Annotated in this window: 11 protein-coding genes; 5 read left to right on the top strand and 6 right to left on the bottom strand. The window is 67.2% G+C overall.

The annotated features are described in order from the left end of the window. Positions 1-35: 35 nt before the first annotated feature. The 3 genes from RZR99_RS12505 to RZR99_RS12495 all read right to left on the bottom strand — a co-directional run bounded on the left by RZR99_RS12505 (position 36) and on the right by RZR99_RS12495 (position 3265). Positions 36-1502, bottom strand: a complete 1467-nt coding sequence (locus tag RZR99_RS12505; protein ID WP_323120079.1) for an efflux RND transporter periplasmic adaptor subunit — start codon at positions 1500-1502, stop codon at positions 36-38. An 11-nt stretch (positions 1503-1513) separates the two neighbouring features. Further along, positions 1514-2824, bottom strand: a complete 1311-nt coding sequence (locus RZR99_RS12500) for a TolC family protein (RefSeq protein ID WP_323120078.1) — start codon at positions 2822-2824, stop codon at positions 1514-1516. 165 nt (positions 2825-2989) lie between these two features. Beyond that, complete coding sequence (locus RZR99_RS12495) at positions 2990-3265, bottom strand: DUF4148 domain-containing protein (RefSeq protein ID WP_323120077.1); 276 nt, start codon at positions 3263-3265, stop codon at positions 2990-2992. A 125-nt stretch (positions 3266-3390) separates the two neighbouring features. Between RZR99_RS12495 and RZR99_RS12490 the strand changes: the two genes are divergently transcribed. The 3 genes from RZR99_RS12490 (at position 3391) to RZR99_RS12480 (ending at position 7827) form a co-directional block, all read left to right on the top strand. Beyond that, positions 3391-3816 (top strand): hypothetical protein, encoded by a 426-nt coding sequence (locus tag RZR99_RS12490; RefSeq protein ID WP_323120076.1) that lies wholly within the window; start codon positions 3391-3393, stop codon positions 3814-3816. Positions 3817-3890: 74 nt separating this feature from the next. Further along, entirely contained in the window at positions 3891-4694 is an 804-nt protein-coding gene (locus RZR99_RS12485; RefSeq protein ID WP_323120075.1) for an aminoglycoside phosphotransferase family protein, read from the top strand. 223 nt (positions 4695-4917) lie between these two features. Then, on the top strand, positions 4918-7827 hold the full coding sequence (locus RZR99_RS12480; RefSeq protein ID WP_323120074.1) for a GH92 family glycosyl hydrolase: 2910 nt from the start codon (positions 4918-4920) through the stop codon (positions 7825-7827). Positions 7828-7952: 125 nt separating this feature from the next. On the opposite strand, the gene RZR99_RS12475 is transcribed toward RZR99_RS12480, so the two are convergent. Together RZR99_RS12475 and RZR99_RS12470 are read right to left on the bottom strand one after the other, a co-directional pair. Beyond that, positions 7953-8480 carry a hypothetical protein gene (locus RZR99_RS12475; RefSeq protein WP_323120073.1) on the bottom strand — a complete coding sequence of 176 codons (528 nt, stop codon included), beginning with the start codon at positions 8478-8480 and terminating at the stop codon, positions 7953-7955. Positions 8481-8719: 239 nt separating this feature from the next. Next, a complete protein-coding gene (locus tag RZR99_RS12470) occupies positions 8720-8977 on the bottom strand; it encodes a hypothetical protein (protein WP_323120072.1) in 258 nt (85 codons plus the stop codon). Between the two features lie 929 nt (positions 8978-9906). Here RZR99_RS12470 and RZR99_RS12465 point away from each other — a divergent pair. Together RZR99_RS12465 and RZR99_RS12460 are read left to right on the top strand one after the other, a co-directional pair. Further along, positions 9907-10974 carry a hypothetical protein gene (locus tag RZR99_RS12465; protein ID WP_323120071.1) on the top strand — a complete coding sequence of 356 codons (1068 nt, stop codon included), beginning with the start codon at positions 9907-9909 and terminating at the stop codon, positions 10972-10974. Between the two features lie 665 nt (positions 10975-11639). Beyond that, positions 11640-13028, top strand: a complete 1389-nt coding sequence (locus RZR99_RS12460) for an NCS2 family permease (protein ID WP_323120070.1) — start codon at positions 11640-11642, stop codon at positions 13026-13028. 190 nt (positions 13029-13218) lie between these two features. On the opposite strand, the gene RZR99_RS12455 is transcribed toward RZR99_RS12460, so the two are convergent. After that, a complete protein-coding gene (locus RZR99_RS12455; RefSeq protein ID WP_323120069.1) occupies positions 13219-13788 on the bottom strand; it encodes a hypothetical protein in 570 nt (189 codons plus the stop codon). Between the last annotated feature and the right edge of the window lie 413 nt (positions 13789-14201).

The raw sequence follows: 14201 nt of genomic DNA, 5'->3' as shown, positions 1-14201 counted from the left end.
TCCGGCCGGGCCGGACCTCATCCGCGCGACGCGGCTCAATGGCCTTCGGCCGAGCCTTTCTCCAGCTCGGACTTCAGCACGAAGCTGTTGTCCGTCGCGTAGCGCTGGCCGGCGCGCAGCCCGCTCGTCACTTCGGTCAGCTTGCCGTTGCGATCGCCCAGCTCGACCGGCTGCGCGACGAATCCCTTCGCGCTCTCGACGAACACGGCCGGCTTGCCGTCGATGGTCTGCAGCGCGTCGCTCTCGATCGCGACCGGCACCGTGCGCTTGCCGGCATCCACCGCGACGTTGACGAACAGGCCGGGGCGCCACGCGCCTTCCGGATTCGACAGCACGACGCGCGCGGGCGCGGTGCGGGTCTGGGCGCCGAGCAGCGCGCCGACGTAGGCGATCTCGCCGCTCGCCTGGGAATTGAACGCGGCGGCGCTGACGGTCGCGCGGCGGCCGACGCGCACGTCGTTGAGCCGCTGCGCCGGCACGGCCATCTCGGCCCACACCGTCGACAGGTCGGCAAGCACGAACACGTTCGCGTCGGCGGCGATCGCCTCGCCCGGCGTCACGTGCTTCTCGACGATCGTGCCGGAGAACGGGGCGCGCAGCTCATAGCGGTTCAGCGCGCCGCCGGTCGGCGCATTGATCGCCGACAGCTTCTGCTGCGCGTTCTGCACGGCGATCTCCGCTTCGCGCAGCTGGACCTGCGCGGCCTGGTAATCCTGTTCGGCGGAGATCCGCTCTTCCCACAGGGTTTTTTCCCGTGCGTAGACCTGCCGCGCGCCGGTCAGCCGCTTTTGCGCGGTGAGCAGTTCGCTGCGGCGGTCGGACAGATCGGTGCTGGCGATCACCGCGAGCACCTGGCCCTTCTGTACCTGCTGGCCGATCGCCACATTCACCTGCTCGACGACGCCCGCGATGCGCGGCACGACGTGCGCGGTGCGATCTTCGTTGAACTTGATCTCGCCCGGCAGCTGGAACGACGTGACGATCTCGGCGGGCGCCGCCTCCGCGAGCCCGATCTTCGAGGCGCCGATCTGCTCCGTGCTCAGCGGGATCGCGCCGTCGCTGAGCGAGAACGTGAGGCGCTTTGCCTGACCGCCCGCGCGCAGCGTGAACTGCACGTCGAACACGTGCGGTTTCGCGATCGGCGCGGTTGTCGTGAAGCGATCGGGACCGGCCGTGAGCGCGAGCGGGGCGCGGGTGCCGTCGTAGCGGACCAGCGTCGCGCTCAGGGCGGTGTCCGCCGCCGGCTTGACGGGCTTGCCGTCCACGAACGGATAGACGGCGAGTGCCACTTCGCCGTTCTGTTCGCTCGGGACGACCTTGAGCGAATAGGCGCCGTCCTTGAGCAGCGTGCCGCCGTCGGCGCCCGCGGCGGATGCGCCGCTGGCCGGGCTGGCGGCGCCGGACGCGGCGGAACGGGTCGTGGTGTAGGCGAGCGTGCCGATGGCGGCGAGCGCGCCGGCGAGCGCGACCGCGACGGCCATGCGCTTCAGGTTACGCGGCATGATGGAGATCCTCACGGTTGATTGGGCTGGCGCACGGCCGCGACATCGAGCGGGGTGCCGACCAGACGGTCGAGTTCCGCGTACGCCAGATGCGCGTCGGTCAGCGCGCGGATATAGCGGGTTTGCGCGTCGAACAGCGTGCGCTGCGCGTCGAGCACGTCGAGAAACTGGAATTTGCCGAGCGCGTAGCCGCGCGACATCGCGTCGAGCGCTTCGCGCGCGGCGGGCAGCACGTCGCCTTTCAGGCGGCGCGCTTCCTGCGAGGCGCTTTCGTAGCCCGAATAGGCCTGCGCGAGCGCGAGCCGCTGTTCGAGCCGTTCGCTCGCGAGATCGGCGTCCGCTTTCGCGGCGTTATGGGTTGCCTCCATGATCGCGCCGCGATTCGTGTCGAAGATCGGCAACGGAATCGACACGCCGACCACCGCCTGGTTGTCGGCGCGCCCGCCCGTCGTCACGCGCTTGTAGCCGGCGCTGACGGTCACGTCCGGAATGCGCCGCGCGCGTTCGAGCGCGATGCGCGCATTCGACTGGCGCAGGTTCGCGACCGCCTGACGGGTCAGCGGTGCGTCTTCGAGGCGTTGCTGCAGCTGGACGAGCGGCGGCATGCCGGGCAGGGTCTCGAAACCGCCGTCGCTCGCGCTGCGGCTCGGCCAGTTCTTGCCGAGTGCGTTCGCGAGCTTTTCTCGCGCCGCGGAGAGGTTCGTCGACGCGCGGGTCAGTTCGATCTGCACGGCGGCGAGCGCGACGCGCGCCTTGGTTTCCTCGACGGGCGACACCTTGCCCGCGCTGACGCGGCGCGCGACGAGATCGGTCGAGCGCTGCGCGATCGCGGTCGATTCCTCGCTCACGCTCAAGGTTTTCTGCGCGGCGAGCAGGCCGTAGAACGCGGCGATCACGTTCGCGCGCACGGCGGCCGACTGCGCGTCGAGCGCGGCCAGCGACGCCTCGCGGCCGTAAGCGGCGACGTCCATCCGGTAGCCGCGCTTGCCGCCCAGCTCGATACGCTGATTGACGAGCGCGGTGCTCGTGTTTTCCTGGCGCTTGAAGCTCTCCTGCAGGAACGAGACCTCCGGGTTCGGACGCATGCCGGCCTGCACGAACGCGCCTTCGGTCGCGTTGGCGGCGAAGCGCGAGCTTTGCAGCTGCGGGTTGTTGCCGGCGGCGATCCGCAGCGCGTCGGGCAGCGTGATCGGGGCGTCCGACGGCGCGTCGGACAGCGCGGCCGCCGCGTCCGGCGGCGGGACGGCATCGGGCGTCTGCGCATGGGCAGGCGGAATCAGGAACACGGCGGCGAGCAGGAGCGCGAGAGGTTTTGGCGTCATGGTGGAATCGGGAAAAGCTGCGAGTGAATGACCATGAGCCGATGCTAAGGCGCTGCTGCAATGCAAACATGAGCGCCGGGTGACAAATCCGTCATGTTGCGCGGCGCGGGCAAAAAAAAACGCCGCCCCCGTTGCCTCAGGGGGCGGCGCGGCGGGCGCGCATGATCAGCGGGCCGCGAGTTCGCCTGCCGTGAGCGGCGCGTTCGGCGCGCCGCCGTGCTGCGCGATCGCATGGGTCTGGCGATTGCGCTCGATGGTCTCCGCGCTGGGCGGGTACTCCGTTTTCTTCGCGGGGACCGTGCCTTCGTGCTGCGCGCGGACCAGCTCGGCGCGCACTTCGTCGCGGGTCTTGCCGTATTTGGCCTCGGGCATGCCGTCCGCGAACGCGGCGGCGGACACCGACAGTGCGGAAGCGAGAACGAGCAGCTTGACGATTTTCATCCGGTATCTCCTGGTTGACGCTCGCCGAGGGGGGGCGAGTGAGTCCATTGTGGAAAACGAAGGCTGCGGGATCGTGAGAACCGGATGACAAATTCGCAATGCGCGCCGGATCGGCGGGCGCGCAGATGACGGAACCCTCATCTTCGCGTCACGAACGGGTAGAGCGCGGCTTCATAGACTGGTGGCGATCGTTCTTATCCAGCCGCTTGGCCGCGTTGCGCGATTCCCGCGCACCCGGCACCCGCCAAGCGGCGCAGCCAGGAGTCCTGCTTATGTTCCGCCGTCTCGCCTTCATCGGCGCGCTGATCGCCGTCGTTTCGCTGACCGGCTGCAGCCTGGCGCCCACCACCGTTTCGCAGGAGGCCGGCGGCGCACGCCCGGCCTCGCCTTCCGCTTCCGCCGACGTGACGGCGCGGACAGCCGCGCGACCCGGCAATCAGCTCGCGTCGAGCGCTGCAACCGCCGGCATGCCGGTCGATTATTTCGGCAGACCGTGCCGCTACGAGAATTTCCACATCAAGCCGCAGGTGTGCCTGTTCCCGCGTCGTTAGCCGGGTCGCCCCGCGCAGGGACTTTTGATAGAGTCGGCGGGTCGCGAGGGGCGCGACGACGACCCGGGAGCCCGATGCCGAACACGATCTTCGAGCGCCACGTGCGGCGCTGGCGTTTGCGTGCCGACGGCGCGCCGATCTTCACGCACAGCAGCGCGCTGCTGCCGGTGCGCGTCGACGGCGGCGCGGCGATGCTCAAGGTCGCGCGCGTGGACGAGGAGCGCGCGGGCGGCGCGCTGATGGCGTGGTGGCACGGCGACGGCGCGGCCCGCGTGCTTGCGCACGACGGCGACGCGCTGCTGCTCGCGCGGGCCGAGGGCGCGCGCTCGCTGTTCGACATGGCGCTGTCCGGCGACGACGATCTGGCGAGCCGGACGCTCTGCGCGGTGGCCGCGCGCCTGCACGCGGACCGACCCGGTCCGCCGCCGCCGCTGACTTCGCTCGCGCGCTGGTTCGCCGAGCTGGACCCGGCCGCCCGGCAGCACGGCGGACTGTTTCGCGCGAGTGCCGATACGGCGCGCGCGCTGCTCGCCGATCCGCGCGACATGGCCGTGCTGCACGGCGATCTCCACCACCGCAACGTGCTCGACTTCGGCGAGGACGGCTGGCTGGCGATCGATCCGAAGGGGCTGTCCGGCGAGCGCGGCTTCGATTTCGCCAACATACTGTGCAATCCGGAACTGCCGATCGCATCCGATCCCGCGCGCTTCGCCCGACAGGTCGAGGTGGTCGCGGCGGCGGCGCGGCTGGAGCGTCGGCGATTATTGCAATGGACTCTCGCTTATGCCGGATTATCCGCGGCCTGGTTTATCGCCGATGGCATGGCCGGGAAAGCGGATTTGAGTGTCGCCCGGATGGCATTCACGGAACTGCAATGATCGAATGCCGGAAAGCCCCGTTTGACGCGGGAGACGCGATTATTCGCGGGAATCTGTTGAGCGCTGTTTAGTAAATCGGTTAAAAACATTACGAAACCATTCATTCGATTGACGAGCGAACTTCTCCTGCCCTAGTCTGCGTGCGCGGTTAAGGGCGATCAAGCGGCGGATCATTTAATTCGCAGCGCTGCTTAATCGGAAAAGACAAGAACTGGAGACGTTCATGAATCAATTCGCAAAGCTGGCGGCTGCCATGGCTGTGGTGAGCGTTTTGGCAGGGTGCGGAGGGGACGATGGCGGGTCGACGGCGTCGTCGCTCGCCGGCGCGACGGCGAACGGCGCGGTGATCAACGCCGCCGCGGGCGCGGGCGCCTCGACGAGCCCGGCCGACGCGGCGCCGGTCGTGATGCAGCTCACGCAATACGTGAATCCGCTGATCGGCACGCTCGCGAGCAATTCGCCCAATCCGGTCCCGGCCGGGCAGGCGGGCAGCGTCGTGCCGGCGGCCGGCTTGCCGTCGGGCATGGTGCAGTGGGCGCCGGACACCAACACCACGCCCGCGCCGAACAACAGTGCCGAACCGGGCTCGCCGGCCGGCTACTACTACGACCTCAAGTCGATCCAAGGCTTCAGTCTCACCCACATGAGCGGGGCGGGATGCGGGGGCAACAACGGCGAATTCCCGGTGATGCCGACGACCGACGCAACCCAGCTCGTGCCGACCTTCAGCCACAGCAACGAGACGTCGAAGGCCGGTTACTACTCGGTGCTGCTCGATACGCAGATCAAGGTGGAGCTGACGGCGACGCTGCGCACCGGCTTCGGCCGGTTCACGTATCCGGCGAGCAAGCCCGCGATCCTCGTGATCGACACCACCCGCACCAACACCAAGACCTCGACGACCGGCAGCGTGACGAAGGTGGCGGCCGATACGATTTCGGGCAGTACCGTCGGCGGCGGCTTCTGCGGCAACGGCACGCCGGTTCCGGTGTACTTCTACGCGAAGTTCGATCATCCGTTCGCGTCGACGTCGACGCTGAGCAAGGGGATCGCGAAGCTGAACTTCGATTCGGGCGCGACCGTGCAGATGAAGATCGGCATCTCGTACGTGAGCGCCGACAATGCGAAGGCCAATCTCGACGCGGAAAACACCGGTTGGGATTTCGACAGCGTGAAGACGGCGGCCGACACGACCTGGAACACGCGGCTGAACGCGATCCAGGTGACGGGCGGAGATACCGATGCGCTGACGAAGTTCTATACGGCGTTCTATCACGCGTTGTGGGCGCCGACCCTGTTCAGCGACGTGAACGGCCAGTACATCGGCTTCGACAAGAAAGTGCATACCGTGTCGAAGGGACAGGGCGCGCAGTATTCGAGCTTCTCCGGGTGGGACATCTATCGCTCGCTGATCCAGCTGAAGGCCGTGCTGTTTCCGCAGGAGACCAGCGACATGATCCAGTCGCTCGTCAACGACGCGGATCAGTGCGGAGCGATTCCGCACTGGGTCAACGACAACGTCGAGGACGGCGTGATGCCCGGCGATGCCGGCTCGCTGATCGTGTCGAGCGCGCACGCATTCGGCGCGCGGAATTTCGACACGCAGGGCGCGCTCAATCACATGATCAGGATGGCGAACATCCCGGGCACCGCGTGCAACGGCGCGACCACCAACGGCGGCCGCGCGAGCTATCTGCAATCGGGCTACATCACAAGCGGCGAGTGGGGGCAGGCGTCGTCGACGCTCGAATACACGAGCAGCGATTTCGCGATCTCGCAGTTCGCCGGCGCGCTCGGCAACACGACGATCCAGAAGATGCTGCTGAGCCGGTCCGCGTATTGGCAGAACCTGCTGAACACGTCGCTGAATCCGCCGCTGATCGCCGCGCGCAACGGCGACGGCAGCTGGGTGCCCGAGACCCAGAGCAGCACCGACAACTACGTCGAAGGCAATGCCGAACAGTACACGTGGATGGTGCCGTACAACCCGAGCGGGCTGATGGCGCAGTTGGGCACGAAGCAGGCGGTGGTGTCGCGGCTCGACACGTTCTTCACGGTGCTGAATGCCGGGATGAGCCTGCCGAACTTCTACATGGGCAACGAGCCGACCTTCGAGGTGCCGTGGCTGTACAACTGGACCGGCTCGCCGGCCGGCAGCCAGCGGGTCGTGCAGCAGATCATGCAGTCGGCGTTCAGCACCAAGCCCGACGGCTTGCCCGGCAACGACGATCTGGGCGCGGTGTCCGGCTGGTACGTGTGGGCGGCGCTCGGCCTGTATCCGGAGATCCCGGGCGTGGCCGGCTTCGCGATCAGCAGCCCGCAGTTCCCGTCGATCGCCGTGAAGCTCGGCAGCGGCAAGACGCTGACGATCAACGCGCCGGGCGCGGGCGCGTCGAACTACGTGCAGGGCGTGACGCTCGACCGGCGCAGCCTCACGAGCGCGTGGGTTCCGTTCGACGCGCTCGCGAACGGCGCGACGCTGCAGTTCGCGATGGGCGCCACCGCGTCGCGATGGGGCTCCGACGATCTGCCGCCGTCGTTCGGCGTGCCGGTCGCGGCGAATGCCGTCGACAGCTTCAACAACCACGGTTTCAGCGCGGACGGCGCGACGAATACCGACGGCACCGGCGCGGACTTCGACGGCAGCCTGTTCAGCTATTCGACGAACGCGCTGGCGGCGGCCGGCGTGAAGCCGGGGACGCCGTTCCAGTACGGCGGCGCGAGCTTCGCGCTGGCGGGCGGGCAGGTGCCGCTCGACAACGCGGTGACGGTCGGCCAGACCGTGACGCTGCCGCCGGGAACGACGGGCGGCAATCTCGTGGTGCTGGGGGCGTCCAACAACGGGCCGAGTTCGGGCGTCGCGCAGGTGAACTACGCGGACGGCACGAGCGCGTCGGTCACGCTCGCGTTCGACGACTGGACGCTCAACGGCGGCGGCGCGAGCGCGAAGGCGGCGATTGCGTTGACGATGGCCTACCGCAACACGGGCAACGGACAGAAGGACAGCGTGAAGACCTACATCTTCGCGCAGAAGATCCCGCTGCCGGCCGGCAAGGTGGCGACGAGCATCACGCTGCCGCGTCAGGTGAGCGTCGGCAAGATGCACGTATTCGGCATCGGGGCGGCGGCGTGACCTGATCCGGCCGAATGCGCCGCGCTGAATGCGCGGCGACGGACGAACCCCGGCCGCGCGGTCCTGGCGGCCGGGGTTCGTTGTTTATAGCGATGTGGTCGATGCGCCGGCGGCAGGCGCGCGTGTCACGCCAGCGCGGCGAGTGTCTGCCGCACGGCGTCGAGCGCCGGCGCATCCGCGTGCAGCGCTTCGCGCGGGCACCACGGGTACGGCAGGCGCAGCGCCCACGCGAGCAGCGGCGAATTCGCGCCGGACGGGAGCGTCAGCATGCGCGCGATCGTGATGCGCAGGTGCGACACGCGACCCGATCCGTCGGCCGAGCGCCAGTCGTAGCGGCCGAAGCCGAGGCGCGCGGCGCCGGACTGCTTGTCGGTCATGCAGACCAGCCAGTCGCATTCGAAGCGGTCGTCGCGCTGGGGCGGCGCGCCGATGCAGAACGTGTACACGTTCTCGTAGCGCTGCGCGAAGTCGCCCGACAGGGTGGCGGCGATCGCGGCCACGCCGCTGACGGCCGGCGGGAACGCGATGTCGGCGGTGTCGACCGTCATCGTCAGTTCGGCGTCGGCGGTAAACGCGTCGGTCATTCGGTGGGGGCGGTTGGTGTCCTTCGCGTGAAGGTAGGTTTCTATCGCGTGTTGCAGGCGGGTCGTCATGGTCGGGCAGGCGCGGGGCACGGGCAGGACCGCAGTCTACCGGCCGCCGGCGTCGAATGCCGCTAATCCGCGATGGCCGACGGGGCATTCGGGGCATGCGCGATGCGACGCGGAACCGAAGGGTGCGGCGCCTGGCCGGCCGCCGGTTCCCCGGTTCCGCACCGCGTCGGCCGAAGAGCCGGGCGGTGCCGCCGCTGCCGCGACAGGATCGCGGCAGCGGCATGTCGCCATGCGGGGTATCAGTACTGCTTGGCCTTGATGCCGAACAGACCCAGCAGCGAATTGCCGATGTTCACGACGCCGGTCGTGAGCACTTCGCCGAGGCCATAGGCTGCCTTGCCGATCGGAGCAAACAGGCCGAAGGTGGCCTTGTTGCCGATCGATTCGCCGGCACTGCCGATCGCCGCGCTCAGATTGCCGATCGCGTCGAAGATGCTGCCGCCGTCGTAATAGCCGCCGGAAACATGAGCGATTTCTTGCCGGTTGAGTTCTTGCATGGTGGATCTCCAAAGAAAGCCAGATTGCCCATCTGGCAGGGTACGGATTCACTGAATTGATTCGTATTGCGAATCAATTATCACGAGCTTTGATTGTTGTCGTGCCTCGGCCGCCTGGTTCCGGATCTGCCGCGGTGCCTTGCCCGGGGTGGGGCGGGTTGCCGGGCGCGGCCGTTTCACGCCTGCCGGAGCGGCCGGAATGGCGCCGTAAGGAAACTAACAAAGTTCCTACAGCGGGAAAGTGCGTTAGTCCACCCAGCCTTCAGACTGGTTGTTTCCCGCCGGATTCGGCGCTTTAAGTTCGAATTGCCAAACATCGCGCGCCGGGAGGCGACGGCCTGGGCGGCGAGGGAGCGTGGCGAAAGGAGGCCGTCGCCGACCGCCGGAAATCGGAGCGACGAAAGGGCGGGGTGGTCGAGCCGGGCGATCGGGGGGCGGTGGCTCGCTCGCGCGAGTCCGGCTGCACACGTGTGCTTGTCCGATCTCGGGGGTGACGCTTGCCGGCATCGACGAATTCGTCCGGCCGGAAAATCGCGATGCCGTGGCGTTCAAGGAAATATCCAGTTTGCCGGATTGTTCCCATATTATATTTTCCCTCCCAAATAATGGGTAATAACGTACATTAAAAATGGGGATTGGTTTTGACGAAGCGGATAAGGAATTTAAAATTCGAAAAACGGCTTTTCCAATTGGATTGGCCGCACGGATATCCTATTATCCCCCCGGCATGCTGTTCGCCGGCCCCGACGAGGCCGCCTCCATATAAATACTTCTTAAAAATGAATGATATGGAGATGGTCAATTATCCCGATGAATCGTATTGTCGTGGTCGGAATTACCGAAGGAATGAAAGCATCGCGGCTGTTTGAATCTGAATGGAAAATCGATTCCTTGAATGAGCATGCAAAAACTCTTTCCATGGAGAATCTATGATGAATCGTGTTTCCTGCTTCCTGTTGAAACAAGCGATGGCGATGGCGGTGATATCGGCCGGCCTGCTGGGCGTCACGCATGCGAACGCCGGTTCGGCCGAAACGAGCGCCTTGCGGCTGCAGCGCGTGACCGATTTGCCCGCCAACACCGCGCCGTCCACGGTGCCTCGCGATTACGTCGTCACGCCGAACGGTTATTTTCCGTCCGAGTGCGTGCACGAGATCAAGCGGGGCGAAAGGCTGCTGAGCCAATCGACGGTACTGGGCGCGGATGGCGCCACGGTGCGGCAGGAACCCGCCTGCACGCGCCCGCACTACACGAAGCAGGGACAGCGCGTCGATACGGCGGCCGGCATTCGGCGGGATGCCGGCTCCGATGCGGCGGGCGTCAAGCCGGCGAGCGGCGGCGGCTGGTATGAGGCGGTGACCTACGTGAACGGCAGTGCCGGCACGCGGCAGTTGTCCGCGAACTGGACCGTGCCGTCCGCGCCGTCGGTGGAGAACGGGCAGGTCGTCTTCTTCTTTCCGGGGCTGACGCAGTCGAACTACTCCGGCACGATCCTGCAGCCGGTGCTGCAATGGAACGAGTTCGGCAACAACTCGTGGCAATTCTCCAGCTGGAACTGCTGCGGGGCGGACGGCTCGGGCACGATCAACTACAGCACGCCGATCGACGTCAACGTGGGCGATCAGCTGTACGGTCTGATGTCGCAGAATTGCGCGGTGGGGTCGAGCAGCTGCGACAGCTGGAACATCGTCAGCACGGATCAGACGACGGGCCAGAGCACCGCGCTGCAGACCGGCGGCAGCAATACCGGGTCCAGCGGGCAGGTCTACAACTGGATCGACGGCGCGGTGCTGGAAGCCTACGGCGTGACCGCCTGCAACCAGTTCCCGGCCGACGGCAGTCTCCACTTCTCGTCGATTTCCGCGTACGACGCGAACAACCACGCGATCAATCCCGACTGGTCGGCGTCGGCGAACGGCATTCAGTACGTGACCAGCCCGGCCTGCCACTACACGCCGTCGTGGACCGCGACGGACAACTGGCTTTATTACCGGTAATCGCGCGATGAAGTAGCGCGGCGACACGGGACGGCGGAACGGCCGCTCCCGTGCCGCGGCGAGATCCGGCGAGCGCCCGGACTGAAGGGGCGTAGCGAAGGCTCGGGCTCGATCCGTTCGCCCGTGCCGGGCACTTCCGTTTCACGACAACCCCCTCTCGCTGCGGGCCGGAAGACGTATCCGATGCCCCGCGTTCGCTCTCGCCGATACCTGTCTCGAAGGCTTCGGGAAATAGCGCGCCGCCGATGCGCGGCCGGATTCGAAGGCGTTTTGACATCTCTCTCCCGCGACCCGATCCGCACGGGTGCGCCGCCTCCGTACTCGAATAGTCGCCTTAACGGAATCAAACTAGGCGTATACACGCGCCCCATCGCGCCAAAGCCGCGTCATACAACGATATAAGTTCTGCGACATGCGCTGCATGCCGGTCGCCCAATGGGACGCGATGCGGCGTTCGCCTACCCTTCGCTTCGGCAAGGCAGACGGGACGGGGCCGGCAAGCAGCGCGTGGCCCGCAGCGATACATCGACGATCGATTCGCGCGCGGCGACGCGGGCGGTGCGTGGTCCGTCTTCGCGACGTTGCCGACCATTCAATCCAATAAGAGAGACCCTGACGGCGGTTCGCAATGAACCGTTTCAGCACGCTGATAAAGGAGCGAACTCATGAGCGATACCCCAGTACAGCCGGCGGTTGGCGCCGGTGCGGAACACACGGACTTCGGTGCCCAGGGCGTGATTGACCGGTATTTCGGCATTGCGGCGCGCGGCAGCACGCAGCGCCGCGAGATCATTGCCGGCGTCACCACTTTCCTCGCGATGGTCTACTCGGTATTCGTCGTGCCCGGCATGTTCGGCAAGGCGGGCTTCGACACGACCGCCGTGTTCGTCGCGGTCTGCCTGACGACGGCCTTCGGTTCGCTGCTGATGGGACTGTGGGCGAAACTGCCGATCGCGATCGGCTGCGCGATTTCGCTGACGGCTTTCACCGCGTTCGGTCTCGTGCTCGGCAAGGGGCTGCATCCGACGGTCGCGCTCGGCGCCGTGTTCCTGATGGGGCTGGTGTTCACGGGTATCTCGGTGACCGGCGTGCGTTCGTGGATCTTGCGCAACCTGCCCACGGGCGTGGCGCACGGCACCGGGATCGGCATCGGACTGTTCCTGCTGCTGATCGCATCGAACGACGTCGGCCTCGTGATCAAGAACCCGGGCGCGGGCCTGCCGGTTTCGCTCGGCCAGATCACCGCGTTCCCGGTGATCATGTCGGTGGTCGGTCTTGCCGTGATCTTCGGCCTTGAAAAGCGCCGCGTGCCGGGGGGCATCCTGCTCGTCGTGATCGGGATCTCGGCGATCGGCCTGGCGTTCGATCCGAGCGTGAAATACCACGGCGTCTTCGCGCTGCCGTCGCTCAGCTCGCCGGGCCACGCGTCGCTGATCGGCGCGATGGACATCCGGGGGGCGCTGTCGCTCGCCGTGCTGCCGAGCGTGCTGGCGCTCGTGATGACGGCGGTGTTCGACGCGACCGGCACGATCCGCGCCGTCGCGGGGCAAGCCGGCCTGCTCGATGCGAACGGCCGCATTCTCAACGGCGGGCGCGCGTTGACCGCCGATTCCGTGAGCTCGATTTTCTCGGGGCTTCTCGGCGGCGCGCCGGCGGCGGCCTATATCGAATCGAGCGTCGGCGTGGCCGCCGGTGCGAAGACGGGGCTCGCCGCGGCCGTGGTCGGCCTGCTGTTCCTGGTCGTGATGTTCTTCTCGCCGCTCGCGGCACTCGTCCCGTCGTATGCGACGGCCCCCGCGCTGATGTACGTCGGCTTGCTGATGCTCGGCAGCGTGAGCAAGCTGCACATGGACGACATGGTCGATGCGATGTCGGGCCTCGTGTGCGCCGTCTTCATCGTGCTGACCGCGAACATCGTGACGGGCATCATGCTCGGCTTTTCGACGCTCGTGATCGGGCGGGTGGCGAGCGGCGAGGTGCGCAAGCTCAACGTCGGCACCGTGATCATCGCGGCCGTGCTCGTGGTCTTCTATCTCGGAGGCTGGGCGATCTGACGGACGCGATGCGCGCGTTCCGGCCGCACGGCTTCGATGCGGTTTCGATGGCGTCGAATACGGCCGTCGCGAGCCGCCGGCGCATCGTGTCCGCGCCGGCCGCGCTCGGATGGACGAGGCGATGCGGGCGTGCCGCGGTGTGTCCGGCGCCCCGCCCGCGTGCCGTGTCCGCGCGCGGTTCAGGCGGCGCTTACCAGGGCAGCGTGCAGGACGAGCGGGCCGAGCCGTCGTAAGTCGACGACGTGCACTTGCCGCCCCACTGGTTGTTGAAGTAGGTGCGCGATTCGCCGATCGGCGCGCTCGGGTCGTAGCGGGCGCCGGCATAGCGCGCGCCCTGCTGCTGCGGGGGCGCGTATCGCAGCCGATTGCGATGGAATTCGGCGAGATCGCGCTGCTGCATCTCGAACGCGGTGGTCGGCACGGCGCGGCTGGGCGACCCGAAGTCGCGCGCCGCCGGGTCGCCCAGCGACGCTTCGATCTGGCGCCGACGCAGGTCGGCCGGGCTCGGCGGCCCGTCGCGGTCGATCTCCGGGTTGGTCGCGGTGAGCGACGCCGCGTCGACGGCGGCGCCGTACCACTGCTTCGGTTCCGCGAGATGCGCCGGCGGCACCGCATGCGCGGCGCGGGCGCCGTGCGAATGCGCGGCTTCCGCGTTGAACAGATTGAGGGGGACGTCGTCGGCGGCCGGCGTCGCGAGAGCGGGGGCGGCGGTGAACAGAAGGGCCGCCCCGAGGGCGATGGTGCGTGCGATCGAATGCATGGTGGAAGCTCGCGCAGGAAAACGGATGAACGGGAGATTCGAACCGATGGCTGACCGACGGGCGAAGCGGGCGGAACCTGGGGCGTGAGCCGGGCGGAACGCGCCGCTGGCGCTGGCTGTCGTTCGAAAACAGACTTGTATTATTACATAAATATTACAAATCATTATCGTCCGATACAGCGAGGCGCACTAAACAGGCGCCGCGTTGCGCAACTTCAGGGTGGACGAGTCCGACCGGAACCCGCCGGGTGGTTGCACCCGATTCGGACGAGCGGGCTGCCCGCCCCAAGATGAGGCATGCCGTCCGGCCGATCGGTCGAACGCAAAGCGGTGGAGCGCATCCGGAACAAGGCGCCGGCGCGCGCCCGTCGAAACGGAGCGACGCGCGAAGGCCGCGCGCCGTCCCGGGGCGG

The organism is Burkholderia alba, assembly GCF_034721475.1.
Taxonomy (GTDB): Bacteria; Pseudomonadota; Gammaproteobacteria; order Burkholderiales; family Burkholderiaceae; genus Burkholderia; species Burkholderia alba.
The sequence above is the reverse complement of the archived record's forward strand: the minus strand, read 5'-3'. Positions and strand labels throughout refer to the sequence as shown.

Coding starts and splice junctions, on each gene's coding strand:
- RZR99_RS12505 (WP_323120079.1), bottom strand. CDS start 1,502: ATGCCGCGTAACCTGAAGCGCATGGCCGTCGCGGTCGCGCTCGCCGGC.
- RZR99_RS12500 (WP_323120078.1), bottom strand. CDS start 2,824: ATGACGCCAAAACCTCTCGCGCTCCTGCTCGCCGCCGTGTTCCTGATT.
- RZR99_RS12495 (WP_323120077.1), bottom strand. CDS start 3,265: ATGAAAATCGTCAAGCTGCTCGTTCTCGCTTCCGCACTGTCGGTGTCC.
- RZR99_RS12490 (WP_323120076.1), top strand. CDS start 3,391: ATGACGGAACCCTCATCTTCGCGTCACGAACGGGTAGAGCGCGGCTTC.
- RZR99_RS12485 (WP_323120075.1), top strand. CDS start 3,891: ATGCCGAACACGATCTTCGAGCGCCACGTGCGGCGCTGGCGTTTGCGT.
- RZR99_RS12480 (WP_323120074.1), top strand. CDS start 4,918: ATGAATCAATTCGCAAAGCTGGCGGCTGCCATGGCTGTGGTGAGCGTT.
- RZR99_RS12475 (WP_323120073.1), bottom strand. CDS start 8,480: ATGACGACCCGCCTGCAACACGCGATAGAAACCTACCTTCACGCGAAG.
- RZR99_RS12470 (WP_323120072.1), bottom strand. CDS start 8,977: ATGCAAGAACTCAACCGGCAAGAAATCGCTCATGTTTCCGGCGGCTAT.
- RZR99_RS12465 (WP_323120071.1), top strand. CDS start 9,907: ATGATGAATCGTGTTTCCTGCTTCCTGTTGAAACAAGCGATGGCGATG.
- RZR99_RS12460 (WP_323120070.1), top strand. CDS start 11,640: ATGAGCGATACCCCAGTACAGCCGGCGGTTGGCGCCGGTGCGGAACAC.
- RZR99_RS12455 (WP_323120069.1), bottom strand. CDS start 13,788: ATGCATTCGATCGCACGCACCATCGCCCTCGGGGCGGCCCTTCTGTTC.